Raw genomic sequence first — 21,857 nt, forward strand, 5'->3', positions numbered from 1 at the left:
ATGACCCCTGTGTTCGATTCAAGTGCGTTCCTCGCGACCTGTAGCGGTCGCCCGGGCGTCTACCGGATGTTCGACGGTGAGGCCAGGCTGCTGTATGTCGGCAAGGCCAAGAACCTCAAGAAGCGCCTGGCCAGTTACTTTCGCAAAACTGGCCTGGCGCCGAAGACGGCTGCCCTGGTGGCACGCATCGTCCAGGTCGAGACCACCATCACCGCCAACGAAACCGAAGCGCTGTTGCTTGAGCAGACGCTGATCAAGGAGTGGCGGCCGCCCTATAACATCCTGTTGCGTGACGACAAGTCTTACCCCTATGTGTTTCTCTCCGACGGCCCGTTTCCGCGCCTGGGGATTCATCGCGGGGCCAAGAAGCAGAAGGGCAAATACTTCGGCCCCTATCCCAGCGCAGGCGCGATTCGTGAAAGCCTGAGCCTGCTGCAAAAAACCTTTTTCGTGCGCCAGTGCGAAGACAGCTACTACAGCAACCGCACCCGGCCGTGCCTGCAGTACCAGATCAAACGCTGCAAGGCGCCATGTGTTGGCCTGGTCGAGCCCGAGGAATATGCCGTTGATGTGCGTCACTCGGTGATGTTCCTTGAAGGTCGTAGCCATCAACTGACCAACGAGCTGAATGCCGAGATGGAACAGGCCGCCATGAGTCTGGCGTTCGAGAAGGCCGCCGAACTGCGCGACCAGATCGCCTTGTTGCGTCGGGTGCAAGACCAGCAAAGCATGGAAGGTGGCAGTGGTGACGTCGATGTGGTTGCCGCCTTCACCAACCCGGGAGGCGCCTGTGTGCACCTGATCAGCGTGCGTGGCGGGCGGGTGCTGGGCAGCAAGAACTTCTTTCCGCAGGTCGGCATCGAGGAAGAGGTGGCTGACGTCATGGCCGCGTTCCTCTCGCAGTACTACATTGGCAACGCCGAACGCGATCTGCCGGGCGAGTTGATCGTCAACGTGGTGCACGACGACTTCGAGGCAATCAGTGCGGCCATCGAATCCTTGCGTGGCCGTGAACTGACCATCAGCCACCGTGTGCGCGGTACACGTGCGCGCTGGCAGCAATTGGCGGTCACCAATGCCGAGCAGGCGCTGAGTGCGCGCCTGGCTAACCGTCAGCACATGGCGGCGCGTTTCGAGGCGTTGGCCCAGGTGCTGAACCTTGATGAAACACCGCAACGCCTTGAGTGCTACGACATCAGCCACTCCAGTGGTGAAGCGACCGTCGCCTCTTGCGTGGTGTTTGGCCCGGAAGGGCCGCTGAAGTCCGACTACCGACGCTTCAATATCGAAGGCGTAACGCCGGGCGACGACTATGCCGCCATGCACCAGGCGCTGACGCGGCGTTTCGGACGAATCAAGGATGGCGAGGGCAAATTGCCGGATGTGCTGCTGGTAGACGGCGGCAAGGGGCAGTTGAACATGGCACGCGACGTCCTCCAGGAGCTGGCTGTTCCCGACCTGATCCTGCTGGGTGTGGCCAAGGGCGTGACGCGCAAGGCTGGTTTTGAAACCTTGTACCTCAACGATGTAGCCCATGAGTTCACCCTCAAGGGTGACTCGCCGGCACTGCACCTGATCCAGCAGATCCGCGATGAGGCGCACCGCTTTGCAATCACCGGCCACCGTGCACGGCGTGGCAAGGCGCGGCGCACCTCCAGCCTGGAAGATGTTGCAGGGGTGGGGCCGAAACGCCGCCGTGACCTGCTCAAACACTTCGGCGGCCTGCAAGAGCTGACGCGTGCAAGCATCGAAGAAATCGCCAAAGCACCGGGAATCAGTAAAAAGCTTGCCGAGTCGATTTATGCCAACCTGCATAGCGAGTAGAATGCACGCTCACTTTGCAGCCAGTTGTGCCGATGAATATCCCAAATCTACTTACAGTTCTTCGCGTCCTGCTCATCCCCATCTTCATTGTGCTGTTTTATGTTCCGTATCACTGGAGCTATTTTGCAGCGAGCAGCGTCTTTGCCATCGCCGCAGCCACCGACTGGCTCGACGGCTATCTGGCCCGTCGCCTGCAGCAAAGCACGCCGTTTGGTGCTTTCCTCGACCCGGTGGCCGACAAGCTGATGGTGGCCGTAGCGCTGGTGCTGCTGGTGCAGGTGCATGCGAATTTCTGGCTGACCTTGCCAGCGGCAGTGATCATCGGCCGTGAGATCGTGGTGTCGGCCTTGCGCGAATGGATGGCCGAACTGGGCGCGCGTGCGCATGTAGCGGTATCGAACCTGGGCAAATGGAAAACTGCGGCACAGATGCTTGCCCTGGTGATCTTGCTGGCCAACCCGCCGGTGCTGACCTTCTGGGTCATCCTCGGTTACGCCTTGTTGATGGTCTCCGCCGGCTTGACCTTGTGGTCGATGGTGCACTACCTGCGCGCCGCCTGGCCGCACCTTCGCGAAGGCTCGGAACAAAAATAAAACTTTTTTGAATCAAAGGCTTGACGGCGTTTTATGAATCTATAGAATGGCCGTCACCAAATGCGGGAATAGCTCAGTTGGTAGAGCACGACCTTGCCAAGGTCGGGGTCGCGAGTTCGAGTCTCGTTTCCCGCTCCAGATAGAGATTTGCAGAATTCCATTGAGTTCTGTAAGTCAAAAAAAGACGCTTCGGCGTCTTTTTTCGTTTCTGCCATTCCCTCCAGCCGCCATGATTGAGGTGCGACAGCCTGATCTTGGCTTAAGCGTTGCCCTGGCTCTATTTGATACCTATGGGTGCCCCCCTTAACCCTCAGGCAATACAAACCGGTGAGTCGGGCGCCTGATGGTTACTTGGTTGGCTGAAAAAGTGAATCGACGCGCGGTGCAGCAACTCGCCAAGCCACATCACCAGTGCCGCCTTCTCGTAAAGTTCCTGGATTGAGACGCTGACGTGCGGGCGCACGATGCTCAAGCTGCTGCGCGAAGATCTGTCATGCAACGGCTGGGTCCAGCCATGACGCAGCCCGCATGCTTGAGCAATTTCCCAGTGCTCGGGGGCCGAGCGAAAGGTTTGAGCGGTCCACAGCAGCGGCAAACTGGAGCTACGGCAATGGGCGTCGATTGGCTCATGAGGGGTATGGCCGTGCTTTTCACAATGGTTGAGCCAGCCGGCAGGGTAGTTGGTCTTGTTGTCTCGTTGAGTGGGGCAAATGAAGGTATAGGCGTAGAAGCAAAACCCCAAATCTTTAATGAGCAACGGCAAGTGCTCCAGTAGGGCGGGCAGCTCCAACAAGTGCTGGTGTTGCACTGCAGTCCAATTTTTCATGTTACTTCCCTGTAGGAAAAGTTGGTGTTCGCTGTGAGCGTACATGCCCATGGGTGAACAGCTTAGCGGGTAATCGATACAGCACTGCGCTGTTGTACACCTGTTGTACATATGGCGCGCGTCATACGGCCCCGTCTGTCGGGTCCGGCGGCGTAATGGCAATGATTGTGCGCATCGTCGCCGCCTTGAACGACTCCAGTCATCGGGAGGGTTGTCGCCTCCTTACCACCTGACCCTGACCCCGAGGTTGCCAATTACCCCGTTCAGATCATTGTCATCGACATCACTGCTGTAGTCGGCACTGACGAACAACGCCACTTTGGGGCTAACCCGTGCCACCAGGCCCAGGCCCAGTTCCACTGTGGTCGAGTTGCGTCCGCTGCTGATCTTGTCGACTCTGTCCAGGCTGACGGTGTCGGCATTGGAAAAGTCGTGCCAGACGTTGGTGCGCACAAAGGGCTCGACGGGCATACCGCGCACGGTATAACGCGCAGACAACTTGGCACCGACCCGACCAGTCCAGTTCGGTTGCTGGTCAAAGGCTTGTTGAGTGTCGGTCTGGGTCTGGCTGCCGGGGAAGAACTGTTGGTTGATCAACTGCGCCTGTGGCTCGAAGGTCCAGTTGTTGCCCAGGGCAATGGGGTAACCGCCTTCAACCGACAGGGTCAGCGCATGGCCGTCGCCATCCAGGCGCTGGCCGTTCTCGCTACGGCCATTGACGTCGAAACGGGTACCCATGGCCACTGCGTCAATATGCCAGCCCTGGTCATGGGTCATGCTCCAGTACATACCCAGGCTTTCACCTTCGAGGCTGACGTTGGACTTTTTATCGCCGACCTGAGGTTTACGCATGCCATCGAAGCCACTTTGCAGGTTGCTGTGACCGACGAAGAAACCCACACGGTGGACATTGCCGTTCATGGTTTCACGGACAAACAGATCAGGGCTGATCTGCAGGCTCTGGTTGTTCATTTCCAGGCGCTCAGGTGCAGGTGCTCCATTTCTGGTTGGCGAAGGAAAGAACGGGGCCCACTGGCTGGCGATGGTGTCGTTGGTCATCGCGGCATTGCGTTCGGCCAGACGCTCGGATAAGGCACCCAGCGTGTTCAGGCCCAGGCCGCTGGCGCTGACCGGGGTGAGTGAAAGCGTCGGCAGGGACTGTGCTTGCACTTGAACAAGGGTGCTGAATGGGTCGTTATCCTCAACGCCCCATGCATAGGTTTCCAACGGGGTTGCCAGTAGCAGCGACGTGGAAACCGCGTAGAAAACATACTCAAAGCCAGTAGGGTTCAGAGCTTTTTTCATGGCGGATCTCCTCTGATGTAACAGCCAAGGATTCTGGCCTGATGTCACGGGCTGTAAAACAAAACCAGAGGGCGACCCAAACCAGCAAAACCGTCCCCGTCGCGCGCTGAAAGGCGCGAGCTAGAGGCCCGGAATTGAGTTATGCAATGCTGCATTACATGTAGCTAAGGAGAGGAGCGGGCGGGCGTCAAGAAGGTGTTAAATAACCGTTGTCAAGCTATTGGATGGGGCAATTTGCTGATATTAAACAATTATTTACATTCGATAGTCGTGATGGCAATTTCAACCATCACGGCTATGCCGAATCATTGTTATGGCACCGATTAAAGGTGCACTTCTACCGCCAGCGGCAGATGATCGGAGAGGTGACTCCAGGGTTTGTTGCCCAGTATTCGCGGCGCATGGCTGTTGGCATTGCGCAGGTAGATACGGTCCAGGCGCAGCAAGGGCAAGCGAGCCGGGTAGGTTCTGGCCAGCAGGCCGTGATGGCGCTCGAACGCTTCATGCAGGCCGCGATGCAAACCCAGGGTGCGGTTGCCCTGCAGCTTCCAGTCGTTGAAATCACCGGCGATGATCACCGGGGCGTCGGCCGGCAGGGCATCGAGCAGGCGGCGCAGCAGTTGCAATTGCTTTTGCCGGTGGCTTTCCAGTAACGACAAGTGTACGCACACCGCGTGGACATGAGGCTGGCCAGGCACATCCAGCACGCAATGGAGCAGCCCACGACGCTCAGGCCCGTTGATCGAGACGTCGAGGTTTCGGTGCTCGATGATCGGATATTTGGACAGCAGCGCGTTGCCATGATGGCCGTCCGGGTAGACGGCATTACGCCCATAGGCAAAGTCCGTCCACATGCTGTCGGCGAGGAACTCGTACTGGGAGGTTTTCGGCCATCCGCTGTAGCGCGCGGCGTGACGGTCGTGACTGCCCAGCACCTCCTGGAGAAAGACGATATCGGCCTGGGTGCTGCGCACCGCTTCACGCAGTTCGGGCAGGATGAAGCGGCGGTTGAAGGCCGTGAAGCCCTTGTGGGTGTTGACGGTCAATACCTGCAGACGTCGCACAGGGGGCGCTGCTTGCGGGGTGCAAAGGAGGGTAGGATCGGGTTCGACGTTCACGGTTGCTCCTGATCGACAAGCCTACTGCATGGGACCGGCCCGCTGGTGGTCAGTTCCGCTGTTCAAGTGTCGTCTATCTGCTCCAACTCCAGCAGCACCAGCGAGCGTCCCGAGACCTCCAGAAGGCTTTCGAACGCGTGGCGCTCGCCCTTGCGCAACTGCGGCCTAACAGTGTCGATCAGGCAGTTCCAGTGTTCACCTTCGGGCACCTGCGGCAGCGTAAAGGTAACGCTGTCGTGGTGAGCATTGACGATCAGCAGCAACGTGGCATCGGCGCCAGGGCGCTGAATGCCGCTGACCTGCGCACGACCATCCATGAGCATGCCCAGGCTTCGACCATGATTGTCTTGCCATTGCTCGACAGTCATTTCATTGCCCTGCGGGTCGAGCCAGGTGACGTCCTTGACCCCGATCGCTTCATTGTAATCACCCACCAGAAAACGTGAGCGGCGCAGGATCGGATACGCCAGGCGCAGTTTGGTCAGGCGCCTGACGAATTTGAGCAGGGCGGTGCCTTCGTCATCCAGCGCCCAGTTGACCCAGCCGATTTCGCTGTCTTGGCAGTAGGCATTGTTGTTGCCGTGCTGGGTACGGCTGAACTCGTCGCCGGCGACGATCATCGGCGTGCCCTGGGCCAGGAGCAGAGTGGCGAAAAAGTTGCGCATCTGACGCAGGCGCAGTGCATTGATCTGGGCATCGTCGGTGGGGCCTTCGACACCGTGATTCCAGGATAGGTTGTTGTTACTGCCGTCCTCATTGTTCTCGTCGTTGTCTTCGTTGTGCTTATCGTTGTACGAGACCAGGTCGCGCAGGGTGAAACCATCGTGTGCGGTGACGAAGTTGACCGAGGCATAGGGCCGCCGGCCACGGCGGTTGAACAGTTCGCCAGACGCGGTCATGCGCGCGGCAAAGTCGGCCAACTGGCCTTCATCGCCTTTCCAGAAGGCACGCACGGTGTCGCGAAAGCGGTCGTTCCATTCGGCCCAACCGGGGGCAAAGTTGCCGACCTGATAGCCTCCGGGGCCGCAGTCCCAAGGCTCGGCGATCAGTTTGACCTGGCTGAGCAGCGGGTCCTGGCGGCAGGCCACGAGGAAGCTGTGGCGTTCGTCAAAGCCTTCGTGATAACGGCCAAGAATGGTCGCCAGGTCGAAGCGAAAGCCATCGACATGCATTTCGCCGGCCCAGTAACGCAGCGAATCGGTGACCAGTTGCAACACACAGGGGTGACTCAGATCCAGGGTATTACCGGTGCCCGAATCGTTGATGTAGAAACGCTTGTCGTCGGGCATCAGCCGATAGTAAGAGGCGTTGTCGATACCGCGCATCGACAGGGTCGGCCCCAGTTCATTGCCTTCGGCGGTGTGGTTGTAGACCACATCGAGAATCACCTCCAGGCCGGCGTCGTGCAGGTGCGCGACCATCTCTTTGAATTCGGCAATTTTACCGTTGGCCAGGTAGCGTGGGTGCGGGGCAAAGAAGGCAATGCTGTTGTAGCCCCAATAGTTGTTCAGCCCCTTTTGCAGCAGGTGTTGGTCATTGACGAAGGCGTGGATGGGCAACAGCTCGATGGAGGAAACGCCCAGCTGCTTGATGTGGTTGAGCAACTCATCGCACATCAGCCCGGCAAAGGTGCCGCGGTTGGCTTCCGGCACCGCTGGGTGGCGCATGCTGATACCGCGGACATGGGCCTCGTAGAGAATGGTGCGATCCCAGGGCACGCCAACGCGCTGGTCGCGGCCCCAGGTGTAAGCGGGGTCGATGACCTTGCATTTGGGCACGAACGGGGCGCTGTCGCGCTCATCGAAACTCAGGTCGCCATCAGCGTGACCAATGGTGTAGCCAAACAACGCCTCGGACCATTTCAGGCTACCCACCAGTTGTTTGGCGTAAGGGTCGATCAGCAACTTATTGGGGTTGAAACGGTGGCCCTGTTGCGGCGCGTAAGGGCCGTGGACCCGGTAACCATAAATCTGCCCGGGGTGGGCGTCTGGCAGGTAGCCGTGGAAGATCTCGTCGGTGTATTCCGGCAGCTCGATGCGTTCCAGCTCAACCTCACCGCTGGCATCGAACAGGCACAGCTCAACCTTGGTGGCGTGGGCTGAGAACAGGGCAAAGTTGACCCCCAAGCCATCCCAGGTGGCGCCCAGCGGAAAAGGCAGGCCTTCACGGAGGCGCGAGGGTTCGGCGGCTGGCGTGGGCTTTTTCATGGTGCTCCTTGGGCGGGTGGGTTGATCGCGGGGCAAGCTCGCTCCCACAGTGTGCTGTGTGGGAGCGGGCTTGCCCCGCGAAAGGGATCACGCAACAGGCGGTTTCTTGCCCACCCGCGGCTTTTTCACCGCAGCCGGTTTACTCGGCGGTGCCTCTGTTGCCGGTTTAGCCTTGGCCTTGCGCGGTGTAGCCTTGGGCGCCAGCGATTCGGCTTCGGCCAGTTTACGGGCCATTTCCCAATGGCGAATTTCCTGGCCTTCGGGCTTACCTTCGGACTCCCAGATCTGATAGGCAAATTCACGAACACGTTTTTCTTCAATACTCATCTCGACGCTCCTGAGGGCTTAGGCATGATCAATCAACAGGTTGACCGGAAACTCCTTGAGTGCAGCGCTGAGTAACAGCTCCTTTGAGGCTGTGACTGCGCTGCTGGCAAAAAGTCCCGAGCAAGTGGCAGGTGACACGTCAAACGGCAAGCGCAGGCGGGTATCGTCCCAGTTCTGTGCCGGGATCAAGGGAATCGGGGTATCACCAAGCAAGCCACAGGCCAGGCGCGGGACAATCACCAGCGCGCGCGCTTCATCGCTGATCCGGGCAAACGCCACGACTTGCTCCGCGTGTCTGCCCAGCACCTGCACGGGCAGGTAGCGGCCCTGCGCAAACAGCTCGGTGTACTGTCGGCGACGTTCCAGCACCTGGCTGATCAGCGCTTGCTTGATGCGACCATTGCGCCATTGTTGAAGCAACTGCACCGTGTGGGTGCTGTCGTCCAGTGCCTGGCGGCGTGCTGAATAGTCCACGGCGCGGCGGTTGTCGGGGTCAACCAGGCTCAGGTCCCAGAATTCGCTGCCCTGATACAGGTCAGGCACCCCCGGGGCGGTCATGCGGAGCAGGCACTGGCCAAGGCTGTTCAAGGCACCCGCGCAGGCGATGGCGTTGGCCGCTTGAGCTAACGAGTGGCGTAGTTGCTGGTTTTGCGGGTCAAGCAACAGGCTGTGGATGTAGGCCAGGCAGGCGTGTTCGCAGGCTTCGTTGGGGGCGCTCCAGCTGCTGCGCAGTTTGGCTTCGCGCAGGGCTTTGCGCTGCCACTGTTGCAGACGCTCGGCGTAGGCTTGCAGTGCCAATGGGTCGCGTTCGTTGAGGTCCATCGGCCAGCTGCCGAGTAAGGTTTGGTACAGCATCCATTCGTCAGCAGGCCCTGGGGCGATGCCGTCTGCCAGCGCACTGCGCAGCGGCGTGGCGAGCTCTCGCCAATGCTCGACGCGGCTGACGAACCATTCGCTGCGCTCGCTCAGCACCGCCAGGCGTGCGCGGTGGTCTTCGCCGCGTTTGTGGTCATGGGTGGCGGTACATAACAGATTGTGAGGGAATTGCGCCTGGCGTTGGCTATTGGCGTGATGAAAGGCGCAGACCGGGGCGCTGAAGCGCTCGGCTGCAAAGCCCACGTCATTGCGTGAAAGCAACACGGCCGAGCGATAGAAGGCGGTGTCTTCCACGGCTTTAGCTGCCGTCGGCGCTGTCAGTTGCTGGAAGCGGATGCAGGCGTGGCGCAGGTGCTTACGCGCCAGGCCCAGGGGCAGGCGGCGCCAGGGCTGGCCGCCGAGCCAGCCCTCCAGCGCATCGAGCACCGGCCAGTCGCCTTCATTCAGGCTTTGCCGGGCAGCCGCCAGCGCCTGTTCACGCAACGGCGCATCCTCGGCCGGGCAACCGCCAGCGTGCAGGTAGGTACGGTAAACGGGGTAATGCTCAACCAGTGCTTGTAACGCTCGACGAATAGCGCCCAGGGTCAGGTCGCGACTGATCAGGTCATCGCGGGCCACTTGCAACAAGGCCTGGGCCACCGACTCGAAATCACCGGCAAGACTGCCCCCCAGAACCTGCTGGCGCGCCAGGCGCACCTCTTCGGCAAAGGCCGGGCGCTCGCTGAGGGCGCTCCAGGCTTCAGAGAGTGTGGATTCGCCGGCCGGGTCATGCTGCAACAGGCTGACCTGATTCATGAACTCATAGCCTGTGGTGCCATCCACTCCCCAGTCCTGATGCAACTGCTCGTTCGCGCCGAGAATTTTCTCGACGTAAAGGGGGAAGTGTTCCAGTGCCGCGTTCAGGGGCCGTTGTGCCAACAGCGCATCAACCCGCCGCCGTAATTTACGGCAGTAGCCGCGTGGGTCAGCCAGGCCGTCGATATGGTCAATGCGCAGACCGTCGATCAAGCCTTTGCCAATCAGCTCGAAAATTTTCTCGTGGGTGGCCTCGAACACCTCAGGGCGTTCCACGCGCAGGCCCGCCAGTTCGTTGATATCGAAAAAGCGTCGCCAATTGATGTCGTCGGCGGCAGTGCGCCAACTGGCCAGGCGATAGGCCTGCTGTTCGAGCAACTGGTGCAGGCGCTCGAAGCCGGTCGTGGTCCGCCCGTCGAAGGCTTCGAGCAGGCTGTCGATCGACACCCGGCGGGCCAGAGCAGCGAGTTCCTGCTGCAACAACGCTGCGGCAGTGGTGGCTTCGGCAACACCCTGCAAGGCTGTGAAGCGGGTGCCCAAGGCCTGCAGCGCAGGGTTGTCGCTGACACCCAGGATGTGCCCGTAATCGCACGGGTTGAGGGGGAAGCGATGTTCATGATGGCGGATGTAAAAGCGACCATCACTGGCTTGAAAACACAGGGGAGTGTCGCCTGCGCGCAGGGCGGCAGCGTAGTCGGTGGCGAGAAACGGCAGCAAGAGCTGGCCTTCCAGCAAAGGGTCGGTCGAGTGCCACTGGATGTCAAAAAAGCGGCTGTAGCGACTGCGCCGCCCCCAGGTCAGCAGGTCTTGCCACCAAGGGTTGTCACTGCTGACGGCCATGTGGTTAGAAACAATATCGAGGATCAGGCCCATGCCATGGGCGCGCAGCGCGGCCACCAGCCTGGCCAGGGCGGCCTCGCCACCCAGCGCCGGGTTGACCTGGGTCGGGTCGATCACATCGTAACCATGCATTGAGCCAGGGCGGGCGCTGAGCAAGGGTGATGCGTACAGGTGGCTGATGCCCAGGCGTGCAAAATAGGGCACCAGCGGCAACGCGTCGTCGAGGCTGAAACCCGCATGAAACTGCAGGCGCAAGGTGGCATTCAGGGCGCTCACCGGTCACGCTCCCAGGCCTGCTCGCGGGCCTGGGCCAGCAGCTCCAGGCGGCGTGCCGCATCGGGATCATCCAGCAACTGCACGGCGGGCTGGGCAAAACGTCGGCGCCAGTTGGGGTGGCTGTCGACGGTGCCGGGCAGGTTGGGCTGTTCGTCGACGCCCAGCAGGTCTTCCAGCGGCACCATCACCAGTGGTGCGCGGGTATGCCCCAGATAGCGGATGCAGGCGTCAATCAACTGATCACTGTCGGCATGTTCGCCATAGTTGCTGTGCAGGGCCTGTCGCAGGCCTTCACGCTCCTGATGGCGAACGTTGCGCCAGTGTCGCTCGGTGGCTTCGTCGATCAGTGACAGGCGCTGATTCCAGTCGATATCGCGTCCTTGCAACCAGCCGGCCAAAGGTGGCAAGTCGTGGGTGCTGGAGGTCGCCAGGGCGTTGTCGGGCCAGTCGAGAATGGCTTTGAAATGCCCCGGCGGTTCTTGTTCGAACTGCAGCACCCGCATCCCCAGGATGGCCCGTTCGGCGAGTTTTTCCCGCAGGCCTTCAGGCACGGTGCCGAGGTCTTCGCCCAGGACAATCGTTCGATGCCGCACCGACTCCAGGCACAGCAGGCGCAGCAGGTCATCGAGCGGATAGTGCAAGTAGGCGCCTTCACTGGCGTGCTTGCCGCGGGGAATCAGCCACAGGCGTTGCAAGCCCATGACGTGGTCGATGCGCAAACCGCCAGCGTGGGCGAAGTTGGCCCGCAGCAGCTCGATGAAGGCGCGGTAGCCGTTACGGCGCAACCCTTCGGGCGAGAAGGCGCAGATGCCCCAATTTTGCCCCGAGCGGTTGAGGATATCAGGCGGGGCGCCGACATTGAGTTCGGCCAGCAGTTCGTCCTGGCGGCTCCAGGCCTGGCTGCCGGCACCGTCGGTGCCCACGGCCAGGTCGGCAATCAGGCCGATGGCCATGCCGTTGCTGCGGGCGGCGTCTTGCGCGCGTTGCAGGCTGCGCTCGATCAACCATTGGCAGAAGGCATGAAACTGAATCTGGCTCTGATGCTCAATGGCAAAGGCGGCGACCTCGGGGCTGTCGGGGTTGTGCCAGGCGCTGGGCCATTGTCGCCAGTCCGGGGTCAGCCCTTGAGCGTGTGCTTGTTCCTGCAGCACTTCGAAGCGGCAGTGCTGCTCCAGTGGGTGGCCGGCCTGGGTGCGGTAACTGTCGAAATCGACGCGTAACGGATGATCGCCATCGATGAAGTCTTCATACAAGCACTGCAGAAGCTGGTAGCGTGCAGTGGCGGCTTCGGGCCAGTCGATCAGTGGCTGATCTTCAAGCTGCTGGAGCGTTTGTTCCAGGCCCAGGGTCTCTATTGCCATTCGCACAGCGCGCTCGCCGAGTAGCGCTGCAGGGCTGGCATACACGCTGTTGAGCCACAAGCGGCTGGACGGTGAATAGGGGCTGTAGCGCTGCGTATCGCTGGCGAACATGGCGTGTAACGGGCTGATAGCCAGTGCATCGGCACCGCGCTCGGCAGCGCTGCGGGCCAGTTGTTCAAGGGCCAGGCAATCACCGAAGCCACCATCGCCGGTGCGACGCAGGCTGTAGAGTTGCGCACTGATGCCCCAGCAGCGCGGTGTTGGCGTGCTCAGGGCATCGTTGAGGCTGAAGCAACGTGCAGGGGCCACCGCCAGGGTGAAACACTGACCGCCGATCTCGACCTGGTGGTAACCCAGCGGCAGCCCAGGGGGCAGCGCACTGTTGGCATCCAGGTGCAGATGCTGTTCGGTGCCATTCTCTTCGAGCACCCGGCAAGGGCTGTTGGCGGCGAAGAACGCTGACAGGTCCAGCGGCTGTTGCACATCGACGGTCAACAACGGCGGCAGGTGTCGGGCATCGTGGGCTACCTTCAGTGCCTGGATACTGGCGTTGATACTTTGTGCATCCGCAGCCGGGTGGCCAAGCCCGGCCAGTACCTGGCGCAGGGCCGCGTCGCTGACCCGTTGCGCCTGGCCGTTGGCGTCAATCCAGTCCACGGCGATGCCGGCCAATTGCGCCAGTTGCTGCAGGTGGGCATCAGTCATGGGCAGGCTCCGGCGTGTGGGGTGGTAGCAGGCTGACCAAGGCGCTATAGGCCGGCAGTTGATTGGCAGCAAACGCATCGACAGTGCAGCAGAACAACCAGCTGGAGGTTTCAGGCAGCGCACAGGGCACAGCGCGCGCGTCAAGGTTCAGGTCAATGCGTAACACACTGCCATCACCCAGGCGCCAGCGTGCGGTCAGCGCCTTCTCGGCAATCACCTCGGCAGCGATGGCGCGGCTGCCCGGCAGATGGGCAATGACGTGCTGATGACGCAGCTGCAACAACTGTCGGTAGAACGCCTGCCAAGGACGATTCAGTTCATCTGGCCATTGCGGGCGTGAGGCGTTGAAGGTGGCCGGTGTATTGGGATCGGCAATAGTCGCCCGTTGCGCGGCGTCGCTGAAGGCTTTGAAGCCTGCGAATTCAGCGCGTCGTCCGTTACGTACAGCGTCGGCCAGTTGCGGGTGGTGGTCGGTAAAGAACAGAAACGGTTGTTCGCTGCCGCCTTCTTCGCCCATGAACAACAGCGGGATCATCGGCGACAGCAGCAACAGCGTCGTGGCTGCACGTAGCGCCTGGGGCGGGCAGAGCCGCGTCAGCCGCTCGCCGTGGGCACGGTTGCCGACCTGGTCATGGTTCTGCAGGAACAACACAAAAGCGCTGGGAGGCAAGTGGGCGCTGGGCTCGCCGCGCGGGTGGCCGTTGCGATCAGGTTCACCCTGAAAGACGAAGCCCTGGCTCAAGCACCTTGCCAGTTTTTCAATGCTCGCTTGGCTGTAGTCGGCATAGTAGGCCTCATCTTCCCCGGTCAGCAGAACGTGCAGGGCGTTATGACCATCATCATTCCACTGCCCGTCGAAGGCGTTTTTAAGCAGGCTGGCTTGGTTGTGTTCGTTCTCCAGCACCAGCCACACATGCCGGCCGCTGGGTATGCTGCGGCGCACACGTTGGTTAAACGACAGCAGAAAATCGGGATCATCGATGGCATGCACCGCGTCCAGGCGCAAGCCATCGAAGCGGTAGTCATGCAGCCACATCAGGGCATTTTCGATAAAGAAGTCGCGCACCTGGCGGCGGCGAAAATCGATGGCAGCACCCCAAGGGGTGTGGCGGTCATCACGAAAAAAGTCGCGGGCATAGTGATTGAGGTAATTACCGTCCGGGCCGAAGTGGTTGTAGACCACGTCCAGTAGCACCATCAGGCCAAGACCGTGGGCCTGGTCGATCAACTGACACAACTGCTGCGGGGAGCCATAACTGTGTTGCGGTGCGAAGGGCAGGGCACCGTCGTAACCCCAATTGCGCTCACCGGGAAACTGCCCCAATGGCATCAGCTCGATTGCGGTAATACCCAAGGCTGCCAGGCGTGGCAGTTGCTCGATAACGGCGCTGTAGCCACCCATCAGGCCAACATGAACCTCGTAGATCACCGCCTGATGCCAAGGCCGCCCTTGCCAGTCGCTGTGCTGCCAAGGGTAAGCCGTTGGGTCGACAACCAGGCTGGGGCCGTGCACGCCTTCGGGTTGAAAACGTGACGCCGGGTCGGGCACCAGCTGTTCACCGTTGATGCAATAGCGGTAGCGACTGCCGGCGTTAGCCAGGCAGCGCCCGCGGAACCAGCCGTCGGCACCGCGCTGCAAGGGCAGACGCCGGTCTGCTTGCAGGCACACCTCGACGCTGTGGGCATTGGGTGCCCACAGCGCGAAGCGCACCGTGTTGTCGTCAAGCATCACGGCCCCGTGGGTCGCGAACTGATCTGACCTCAAGGGCATACCGGCCACCTTGGCCTCAGCGGCCCATCACCTGCGCCCGTTCGACCAGTTCCTCGTACAGCCGCGCGTAGGGCTCTACCGCCTGGCACCAGTTGAACGGCTGAGTCATGGCCAGGCAGCGCATGGCGCCGAGCAAGTCCTTTTTCCCGAACACATAGAACGCCCGGCTGAGCGCTTCGCGGTAACTTTCAACCGTGGACTCGTCGAACAGAAAGCCGGTCACGCCGTTTTCAATGGTGTCGGCCAGCCCGCCGGTGTTGCGTGCTACGGGTAGCGAGCCAAAGCGCTGTGCGTACATCTGGCTCAGGCCGCACGGCTCGTAGCGCGACGGCATCAACAGAAAATCACTGCCGGCGAACATCCGCCGGGCATCGGTTTCGTTAAAACCGATACGCACGCCGACCTGACCCGGATGGCGCAGGGCCAGTTCTCGCATGGCTTGTTCTTCTTCCGGCTCGCCGCGGCCGATGATCGCGATCTGGCCGCCCTGGCTGACAATGTAGTCGGCTACGCCGAGGGTCAGGTCCAAGCCTTTCTGGTACACCAGGCGAGACACCACGGCAAACAGCGGCCCTGTGGATGGTTTGAGTTCGAACAGCTCGCGCACCTGTTGGCTGTTGGCCGCCTTGCCGTCCCAGTCATTGAGGCTGAACGGGTGGGCCAGGTGTGGGTCGCTGGCCGAATCCCAGCTTTCATCAATGCCGTTGGGAATGCCGCTGAGCAAGCCTTGCTGAGCCTTGGCGCCGAGAAAACCATCCAGACCGCAGCCAAACGCCGGGGTGGTGATTTCCCGGGCGTAGGTCGCGCTGACCGTCGTGATGTGGCTGGAGTAGGCAAGGCCTGCTTTAAGGAAAGACAACTTGCCGTAGAACTCCATGCCTTCCTGTTGCAGGGCATGGGCGGGAATCGCCAGCTCCGGGCAGCAGGCACGGCTGACCACGCCCTGATAGGCGAGGTTGTGAATGGTGAACAGGGTGGGCGTTTGCAAGCCGCGCCAGTGCATGTAAGCGGGGGCCAGGCCGGCGGGCCAGTCGTGGGCGTGGACCAGGTCGGGCTTCCAGTGAACCATGCCCTCACCAGCGGCGATTTCGGCGGCCGCCAGGCCCAGGCGGGCGAAGCGTATATGGTTGTCCGGCCAGTCGCGACCGTTGTTGGCACCATAGGGTGTGCCTTCGCGTTGATACAGTTCCGGGCAGATCAGCACATAAATCACCAGGCCATCGGCCAGGTCCATACGGCCGATCTTGCAAGGTGGCAGTGCTGCATGGCCACCCAGTTCACCGACCAGGTGAATGGGGTTTTCGCTTTCCAGCACTTGCGGGTAGCCAGGAATCAGCACGCGCACATCGTGCAGATGACGCATGGCGCGCGGCAGGGCGGCAGAAACGTCGCCCAGGCCGCCGGTTTTGACCAGATCGGCGATTTCCGAAGTGACGAACAAGACTTTGCGCTTGTTCGGGTTGTGCCGGGAGTCGGCGCCGGGTGCCTTAGCTGTCGTGGTGAAGTCCGTGGTCACAGACGCACGGTTGTCCGGGGTGAAATGCTCTACATGAGGTTCGACAGCGGCACTGATCATACTTCTCTCCGTCCCTATGTTGCGGGTGTGGTCACCCGTAGTGTTGTTGTGTGTCTTCGTGAGGTCTCTCTGTGTGGGGAATCAACCTTGCGTTCCATGCCCGTAAATCGTGCGCGCAAGCGATAAGCGAGGCGGCGGTCCAGCCGACGGCTACAGTCGTTTGGGGGTGTTCGGGCTGCGTCTGGATGCCCAGCACTGTAGCCCCTATATGTTGCTGACCTACTGCGATTTCAGAAAGTTCGACTTATTTTTGTCGTATTTTCCGGACAATCTCGTGGCCGAATACTGAGTGTAGGAGAGATTCCGCGAAATATGTGACCCATTGGTCACTTTACTTTCGACCAAAGGCATGCCGTACAATCGGCGCAGCGCCTCGGCACCTGCCGGGCGATCCTTCTTTATAGGCAGTGGGGATGACAATGGACGTCGAAAAAATACTGATCGTGCAGGCCAATTACAGCAATCCGACGCATGCCGAGGCGATTGCAGTGGCGCTCGACCACTATGCACGCGACCCGATGGGGGGAGGGCAACCGCTCGATCCACAGTTGCTGGCGCAGTTACCGCAAGAGCTGGCCAAGCGCCCTCACGCCTTCAGCGTCCTGGCATTCGTCGATGGCAAGCCTGCGGGCCTGGTGAATTGCTTCGAAGGATTTTCTACTTTTGCCTGTCGGCCGCTGGTCAACATTCATGACGTGTCGGTGGTGCCGGCACACCGGGGCAAAGGTCTGAGCCACAAAATGCTGGTCAAGGTCGAGGAAATTGCCCGCCAGCGCGGTTGCTGCAAGCTGACCCTGGAGGTGCTCGACGGCAACCCCGCCGCCCAGGGTAGTTACCGCGCATTTGGTTTCGAGCACGCCCGATTCGACCCGGCCCACGGCGCCATGCAGTTCTGGCACAAGGCGCTTTAAGCCGTCGCACAAATTGCTCAGGCGTGGCTGGTGGGGTTGCCCGCCTGGGCTTGCTGCAGTTGCTGGCTCAGCTGTGTCACTTGTTGTTGGAGGCGGTCGCGTTCTTCCCGCAAGCGTCGCAATTCATCCCGGTGAACCGTCACGTAGAGGGTCTGGGGCGGCATTTTCGGTAGAAGGGTTCCCATTGCACACCTCGCAAATGGCAGATTTATGTTGCAAGCGTAGCCGCTCGATCGGGCGCGATTCTGAATTCTTTTGGCAACGATGGGAACTTTTTTGTTTCTCGCTGTCTCGCCGCTCGTCGATGAACCACGCCGACACAGGCTGGACTAACCTTTAACGCTTGAGCGTTCAGTTTTTAACAGTCAGGGGAGCATCGGCACATGCAACTGGGAATCGTGGGGCTGGGCCGCATGGGCGGCAATATTGCACGGCGTTTGATGCGCGGTGGCCATAGCACGGTAGTGCACGATCGTGATCACGGCGCGGTAAAAACCCTGGAAGCCGAGGGTGCCAATGGCGCACATGACCTGGGCGCCTTGGTGGCCAAACTGAAAAAACCGCGTGCGGTGTGGGTGATGCTGCCGGCAGGCGAGGCGACCGAACACACCATCACCCAACTGGCCGATCTGCTGGACGCCGACGACGTGATCATCGACGGTGGCAACACCTTCTACAAGGACGACATCCGCCGTGCCGGAGAGTTGGCCAAGCGTCAGTTGCACTACATCGATGTGGGTACCTCGGGCGGTGTCTGGGGCCTGGAGCGCGGCTACTGCATGATGATCGGTGGCGAAAAAAACGTGGTTGAGCGGCTCGACCCACTGTTTGCCACGCTGGCGCCGGGGGTTGGCAACATTCCACGCACCCGTGGGCGTCAGGGGCCGGCAGGGCGTGCTGAACAGGGCTATATCCATGCAGGCCCGGCGGGCGCCGGGCACTACGTGAAGATGATCCATAACGGCATTGAATACGGCCTGATGCAGGCTTACGCCGAAGGCTTCGACATTCTCAAGAGCAAAGGCAGCGAGGCCTTGCCCGCAGAGCAACGCTTTGACCTGGATGTGGCCGAGATTGCCGAGGTATGGCGGCGTGGCAGCGTAGTCACCTCGTGGCTGCTGGACCTGACTGCCGACGCTCTGGTGGCCGACCCGCAGCTGGGTGGCTACAGCGGCTCGGTAGCCGACAGTGGCGAAGGGCGCTGGACCATCGATGCCGCCGTCGAGCAGGCGGTGCCGGTACCGGTGTTGTCCAGTGCCTTGTTTGCGCGCTTTCGCTCGCGTCAACAGCAGGGCACCTATGCCGACCGCATGCTGTCGGCGATGCGCTTCGGTTTTGGCGGCCACGTTGAGAAGAAAGCCGAATGAGCAAACCGCAAATCGACGCGGCACCGCCGTGCACACTGTTTTTGTTTGGCGCCAGCGGCGACCTGGTCAAGCGCCTGTTGATGCCGGCGCTGTACAACCTGAGCCGCGATGGGCTGCTGGATAAACACCTGCGTATTGTCGGGGTGGACCACAATCCGCTCAGCAACGCTGAATTCGTCGAGCGCCTGCATGCGTTCATGCAAGAGCGCGATAAAGCCAGCCAGGGTGCGCAGTGCCTGGATGAAAAACTCTGGGGCCGATTGGCCAAGCGCATCGGTTATCAGAGGGGCGACTTCCTCGATGAGGCGACCTATCAAGCGATTGCCCAACAGATTGCCAAGAACCCCAGTGCCAACGCGGTGTTCTACCTGGCCATCTCGCCACGCTTCTTCAGCGAAGTGGTTCAGCGCCTTGGCGCTGCCGGGCTGCTCGATGAAAGCCGAGGCTTTCGCCGTGTGGTGGTAGAAAAGCCCTTCGGCCACGACCTGGCCAGTGCCGAAGCGCTCAACGCCTGCCTGCTGAAAGTCATGAGCGAAAAGCAGATCTACCGGATCGACCACTACCTGGGCAAGGAGACGGTGCAGAACATTCTGGTCAGCCGCTTCTCTAACGGCATTTTCGAAGCGTTCTGGAACAACCATTACATTGACCATGTGCAGATCACTGCGGCTGAAACCGTCGGTGTCGAAACCCGTGGTGCCTTCTACGATGGCACCGGGGCGCTGCGCGATATGGTGCCGAACCATCTGTTCCAGTTGCTGGCGATGGTGGCGATGGAGCCGCCCGCTGCCTTCGGTGCGGATGCGGTGCGCAGTGAAAAAGCCAAGGTCATTGGTGCCATCCGCCCCTGGTCTAAAAACATGGCCCTGAAAAATTCGGTGCGCGGCCAGTACACCGCCGGTAAGCAGGGGCGCAAGCAACTGCCGGGGTACCGCGAAGAACCGCGGGTCGATCCGCAGAGCCAGACCGAAACCTATGTAGCCTTGAAGGTCATGATCGACAACTGGCGTTGGGTGGGAGTGCCGTTCTACCTGCGTACTGGCAAGCGCATGAGTCAGCGCGACACTGAGATCGCCATCTGTTTCAAGCCAGCGCCTTATGCGCAGTTTCGTGATACCGAGGTCGAGCGGCTGCAGCCCAACTACTTGCGTATCCAGATCCAGCCTAACGAAGGCATGGCCTTTGACCTGCAGGCCAAACGCCCGGGGCAGGCGTTGATCATGGAGAACATCGAGCTGGGCTTCGCCTACAAGGATTTCTTCGAAATGCGCCCGTCCACGGGCTACGAAACCTTGATCTATGACTGCCTGACCGGCGATCAGACCCTGTTCCAGCGTGCCGACAACATCGAGAACGGCTGGCGCGCGGTGCAGCCGTTTCTCGATGCCTGGAAGGATGCGGGGGAAGTGCAGCCTTATGCGGCCGGTGAGGATGGGCCAGTGGCGGCTGACGAACTGCTGAGCCGCGACCGGCGGGTGTGGCATCCGATCGGGAAGTGAGGTTCGCCGGTAGGAGCGGGCTTGCCCCGCGATGCGATGTGACTGATCAATCGCTATCGCGGGGCAAGCCCGCTCCTACCTGGGTTCTTACAGCCAGTAGGTCACTGCCCACCAGCCAAGGCCACCCATGACCACGGTGTAAGGCAGGGCCATCCACACCATGCGCCCGTACGACAGGCGAATCAGCGGGGCAATCGCCGAAGTCAGCAGGAACAGAAACGCTGCCTGGCCATTCGGGGTGGCGACGCTCGGCAAGTTGGTACCGGTGTTGATCGCCACGGCCAGGGTTTCGAAATGTTCACGGCTCATATGGCCGTTGAGAAACGCTTGTTTAACCTCGGTGATGTAGATGGTGGCAACGAAAACGTTGTCACTGATAGCCGACAGCAAGCCGTTGGCAATGAACAGCATGCCCGGTTGCTGGTCTGCTGGCAGCGAAAGTACCCACTGGATCAGCGGGGTAAACAGTTGTTGGTCATGGATCACCGCCACAATCGCAAAGAACACCACCAACAGCGCAGTGAACGGCATGGCGTCCTGGAATGCACGGCCCAGGCGATGTTCGTCGGTGATGCCGGTAAACGAGGTGATCAGGACGATCACCAACAAGCCGATCAGGCCCACTTCGGCAATGTGCAGACCGAGGCTGATGATCAGGATCAGCGCGGCAACACCTTGTACCAGCAGTGCTGCGCGTTGTTGTGAGGTGCGCTGGGCATCGTCTTCGGCCGCATAGGCTGCCAGTACCTGGCGTACGTTGTCTGGCAGCAAGGTGCCGTAACCGAACCAGCGCAGCTTTTCCAGCGATACGCAGGTCACCAGCCCGGCGACCAGCACTGGCAGCGACACAGGGGCAACCTTGAGGAAGAAGTCGCCGAAGTGCCAGCCCATCTCATGGCCGATCAGCAGGTTTTGCGGCTCGCCAACCAAGGTGCACACACCACCCAAGGCGGTGCCGACCGCGCCATGCATCAGCAGGCTGCGCAGGAAGGCGCGGAACTGTTGCAGGTCGTCGCGTTGCTGCTGGGCGATGTCCTGATCGCTGTCCAGGTTCGACTCTTCCCGCGGGTTGGCGCCCGAGGCGACCCGGTGGTACACCGAATAGAAGCCCACCGCTGCACTGATGATCACCGCGGTTACAGTCAACGCATCGAGAAACGCCGAGAGAAACGCGCAGAGGAAACAGAACAGCAAGGCCAGCAGGGCTTTCGAGCGCACCCCGAGGAGAATGCGCGAGAACACGAACAGCAGCAGGTCCTTCATGAAGTAGATCCCGGCAACCATGAACATCAGCAGCAGGATCACCGGAAAGTTGTGCTGCAACTCGCCGTACAGCGCCTCGGGCGTGGTCATGCGCAGTACCAGGGCCTCGGCAACCAACAGTCCACCGGGCATCAATGGGTAGCACTTGAGGGCCATGCCTAAGGTAAAGATGAACTCGATCACCAGTACCCAACCGGCGACCACCGGACCCAGGGTGAACAGCAGGACAGGGTTGAGCACCAGGAACAGGCACAGGGTGGCCTTGTACCAGCGGGGCGACTGTCCGAGGAAGTTGTGGGCCAGGGCGCCGGCCAGAGAGCGGGGCATGAAAGTGTTTCCTAATAATTCTACAGGTGCGCACGGTGCCGGATACGGGCGGTCAGATCAAGGTAAAAGTCCCGGTTTTGGCACAAGCAC

At 60.8% G+C, this 21,857-nt stretch carries 16 protein-coding genes and 1 tRNA gene; 6 read left to right on the plus strand and 11 right to left on the minus strand.

Translation table 11 applies throughout. From position 1 onward, the window contains the following. From uvrC to E1573_RS17335, 3 genes are all read left to right on the plus strand, one after another. Window positions 1–1,824: an excinuclease ABC subunit UvrC gene (gene uvrC, locus E1573_RS17325; RefSeq protein WP_133215857.1), complete on the plus strand. Its 1,824-nt coding sequence runs from the start codon at window positions 1–3 to the stop codon at window positions 1,822–1,824. Between the two features lie 32 nt (window positions 1,825–1,856). Beyond that, complete coding sequence (gene pgsA / locus E1573_RS17330) at window positions 1,857–2,417, plus strand: CDP-diacylglycerol--glycerol-3-phosphate 3-phosphatidyltransferase (protein ID WP_133215798.1); 561 nt, start codon at window positions 1,857–1,859, stop codon at window positions 2,415–2,417. 62 nt (window positions 2,418–2,479) lie between these two features. Further along, window positions 2,480–2,555 (plus strand) — tRNA-Gly (locus tag E1573_RS17335). 172 nt (window positions 2,556–2,727) lie between these two features. On the opposite strand, the gene E1573_RS17340 is transcribed toward E1573_RS17335, so the two are convergent. From E1573_RS17340 to glgA, 9 genes are all read right to left on the minus strand, one after another. Continuing rightward, a complete protein-coding gene (locus tag E1573_RS17340; protein ID WP_165957346.1) occupies window positions 2,728–3,243 on the minus strand; it encodes an autoinducer binding domain-containing protein in 516 nt (171 codons plus the stop codon). A gap of 222 nt (window positions 3,244–3,465) precedes the next feature. Further along, the gene (locus tag E1573_RS17345; RefSeq protein ID WP_133215800.1) at window positions 3,466–4,548 is read right to left on the minus strand and encodes an autotransporter outer membrane beta-barrel domain-containing protein; all 1,083 of its coding nucleotides are present in this window, start codon (window positions 4,546–4,548) and stop codon (window positions 3,466–3,468) included. Between the two features lie 323 nt (window positions 4,549–4,871). Continuing rightward, window positions 4,872–5,666, minus strand: a complete 795-nt coding sequence (locus E1573_RS17350) for an endonuclease/exonuclease/phosphatase family protein (RefSeq protein WP_133215801.1) — start codon at window positions 5,664–5,666, stop codon at window positions 4,872–4,874. A gap of 62 nt (window positions 5,667–5,728) precedes the next feature. After that, window positions 5,729–7,873 (minus strand): glycogen debranching protein GlgX, encoded by a 2,145-nt coding sequence (gene glgX / locus E1573_RS17355; RefSeq protein ID WP_133215802.1) that lies wholly within the window; start codon window positions 7,871–7,873, stop codon window positions 5,729–5,731. An 87-nt stretch (window positions 7,874–7,960) separates the two neighbouring features. Then, the gene (locus E1573_RS17360) at window positions 7,961–8,200 is read right to left on the minus strand and encodes a DUF2934 domain-containing protein (RefSeq protein WP_133215803.1); all 240 of its coding nucleotides are present in this window, start codon (window positions 8,198–8,200) and stop codon (window positions 7,961–7,963) included. Between the two features lie 18 nt (window positions 8,201–8,218). Further along, entirely contained in the window at window positions 8,219–10,987 is a 2,769-nt protein-coding gene (locus tag E1573_RS17365; RefSeq protein ID WP_133215804.1) for a malto-oligosyltrehalose synthase, read from the minus strand. After that, complete coding sequence (malQ, locus tag E1573_RS17370) at window positions 10,984–13,053, minus strand: 4-alpha-glucanotransferase (protein WP_133215805.1); 2,070 nt, start codon at window positions 13,051–13,053, stop codon at window positions 10,984–10,986. The genes E1573_RS17365 and malQ overlap by 4 nt, the downstream gene beginning before the upstream one ends. Then, window positions 13,046–14,824, minus strand: coding sequence for a malto-oligosyltrehalose trehalohydrolase (gene treZ / locus E1573_RS17375; RefSeq protein WP_256659559.1), 1,779 nt, complete (start codon window positions 14,822–14,824; stop codon window positions 13,046–13,048). The genes malQ and treZ overlap by 8 nt, the downstream gene beginning before the upstream one ends. A 16-nt stretch (window positions 14,825–14,840) precedes the next feature. Continuing rightward, complete coding sequence (gene glgA / locus E1573_RS17380; RefSeq protein WP_133215806.1) at window positions 14,841–16,400, minus strand: glycogen synthase GlgA; 1,560 nt, start codon at window positions 16,398–16,400, stop codon at window positions 14,841–14,843. Between the two features lie 419 nt (window positions 16,401–16,819). Between glgA and E1573_RS17385 the strand changes: the two genes are divergently transcribed. Next, window positions 16,820–17,311: a GNAT family N-acetyltransferase gene (locus tag E1573_RS17385; protein WP_133215807.1), complete on the plus strand. Its 492-nt coding sequence runs from the start codon at window positions 16,820–16,822 to the stop codon at window positions 17,309–17,311. A gap of 17 nt (window positions 17,312–17,328) precedes the next feature. Here E1573_RS17385 and E1573_RS26755 read toward each other — a convergent pair whose 3' ends face one another. Further along, window positions 17,329–17,496 carry a DUF6026 family protein gene (locus E1573_RS26755; protein WP_165957347.1) on the minus strand — a complete coding sequence of 56 codons (168 nt, stop codon included), beginning with the start codon at window positions 17,494–17,496 and terminating at the stop codon, window positions 17,329–17,331. A 198-nt stretch (window positions 17,497–17,694) separates the two neighbouring features. On the opposite strand from E1573_RS26755, the gene gnd reads away from it, so the two are divergent. Both gnd and zwf read left to right on the plus strand, forming a co-directional pair. Continuing rightward, complete coding sequence (gene gnd / locus E1573_RS17390) at window positions 17,695–18,678, plus strand: phosphogluconate dehydrogenase (NAD(+)-dependent, decarboxylating) (protein ID WP_133215808.1); 984 nt, start codon at window positions 17,695–17,697, stop codon at window positions 18,676–18,678. Next, the gene (gene zwf, locus E1573_RS17395) at window positions 18,675–20,177 is read left to right on the plus strand and encodes a glucose-6-phosphate dehydrogenase (protein ID WP_133215809.1); all 1,503 of its coding nucleotides are present in this window, start codon (window positions 18,675–18,677) and stop codon (window positions 20,175–20,177) included. The genes gnd and zwf overlap by 4 nt, the downstream gene beginning before the upstream one ends. Before the next feature lie 87 nt (window positions 20,178–20,264). Here the strand turns inward: zwf and nhaB are convergent, their stop codons facing one another. After that, window positions 20,265–21,767, minus strand: coding sequence for a sodium/proton antiporter NhaB (nhaB, locus tag E1573_RS17400; protein ID WP_133215810.1), 1,503 nt, complete (start codon window positions 21,765–21,767; stop codon window positions 20,265–20,267). Window positions 21,768–21,857 lie beyond the last annotated feature (90 nt).

It is taken from the genome of Pseudomonas sp. H9, from assembly GCF_004353925.1.
In the GTDB taxonomy this organism is placed as follows: domain Bacteria; phylum Pseudomonadota; class Gammaproteobacteria; order Pseudomonadales; family Pseudomonadaceae; genus Aquipseudomonas.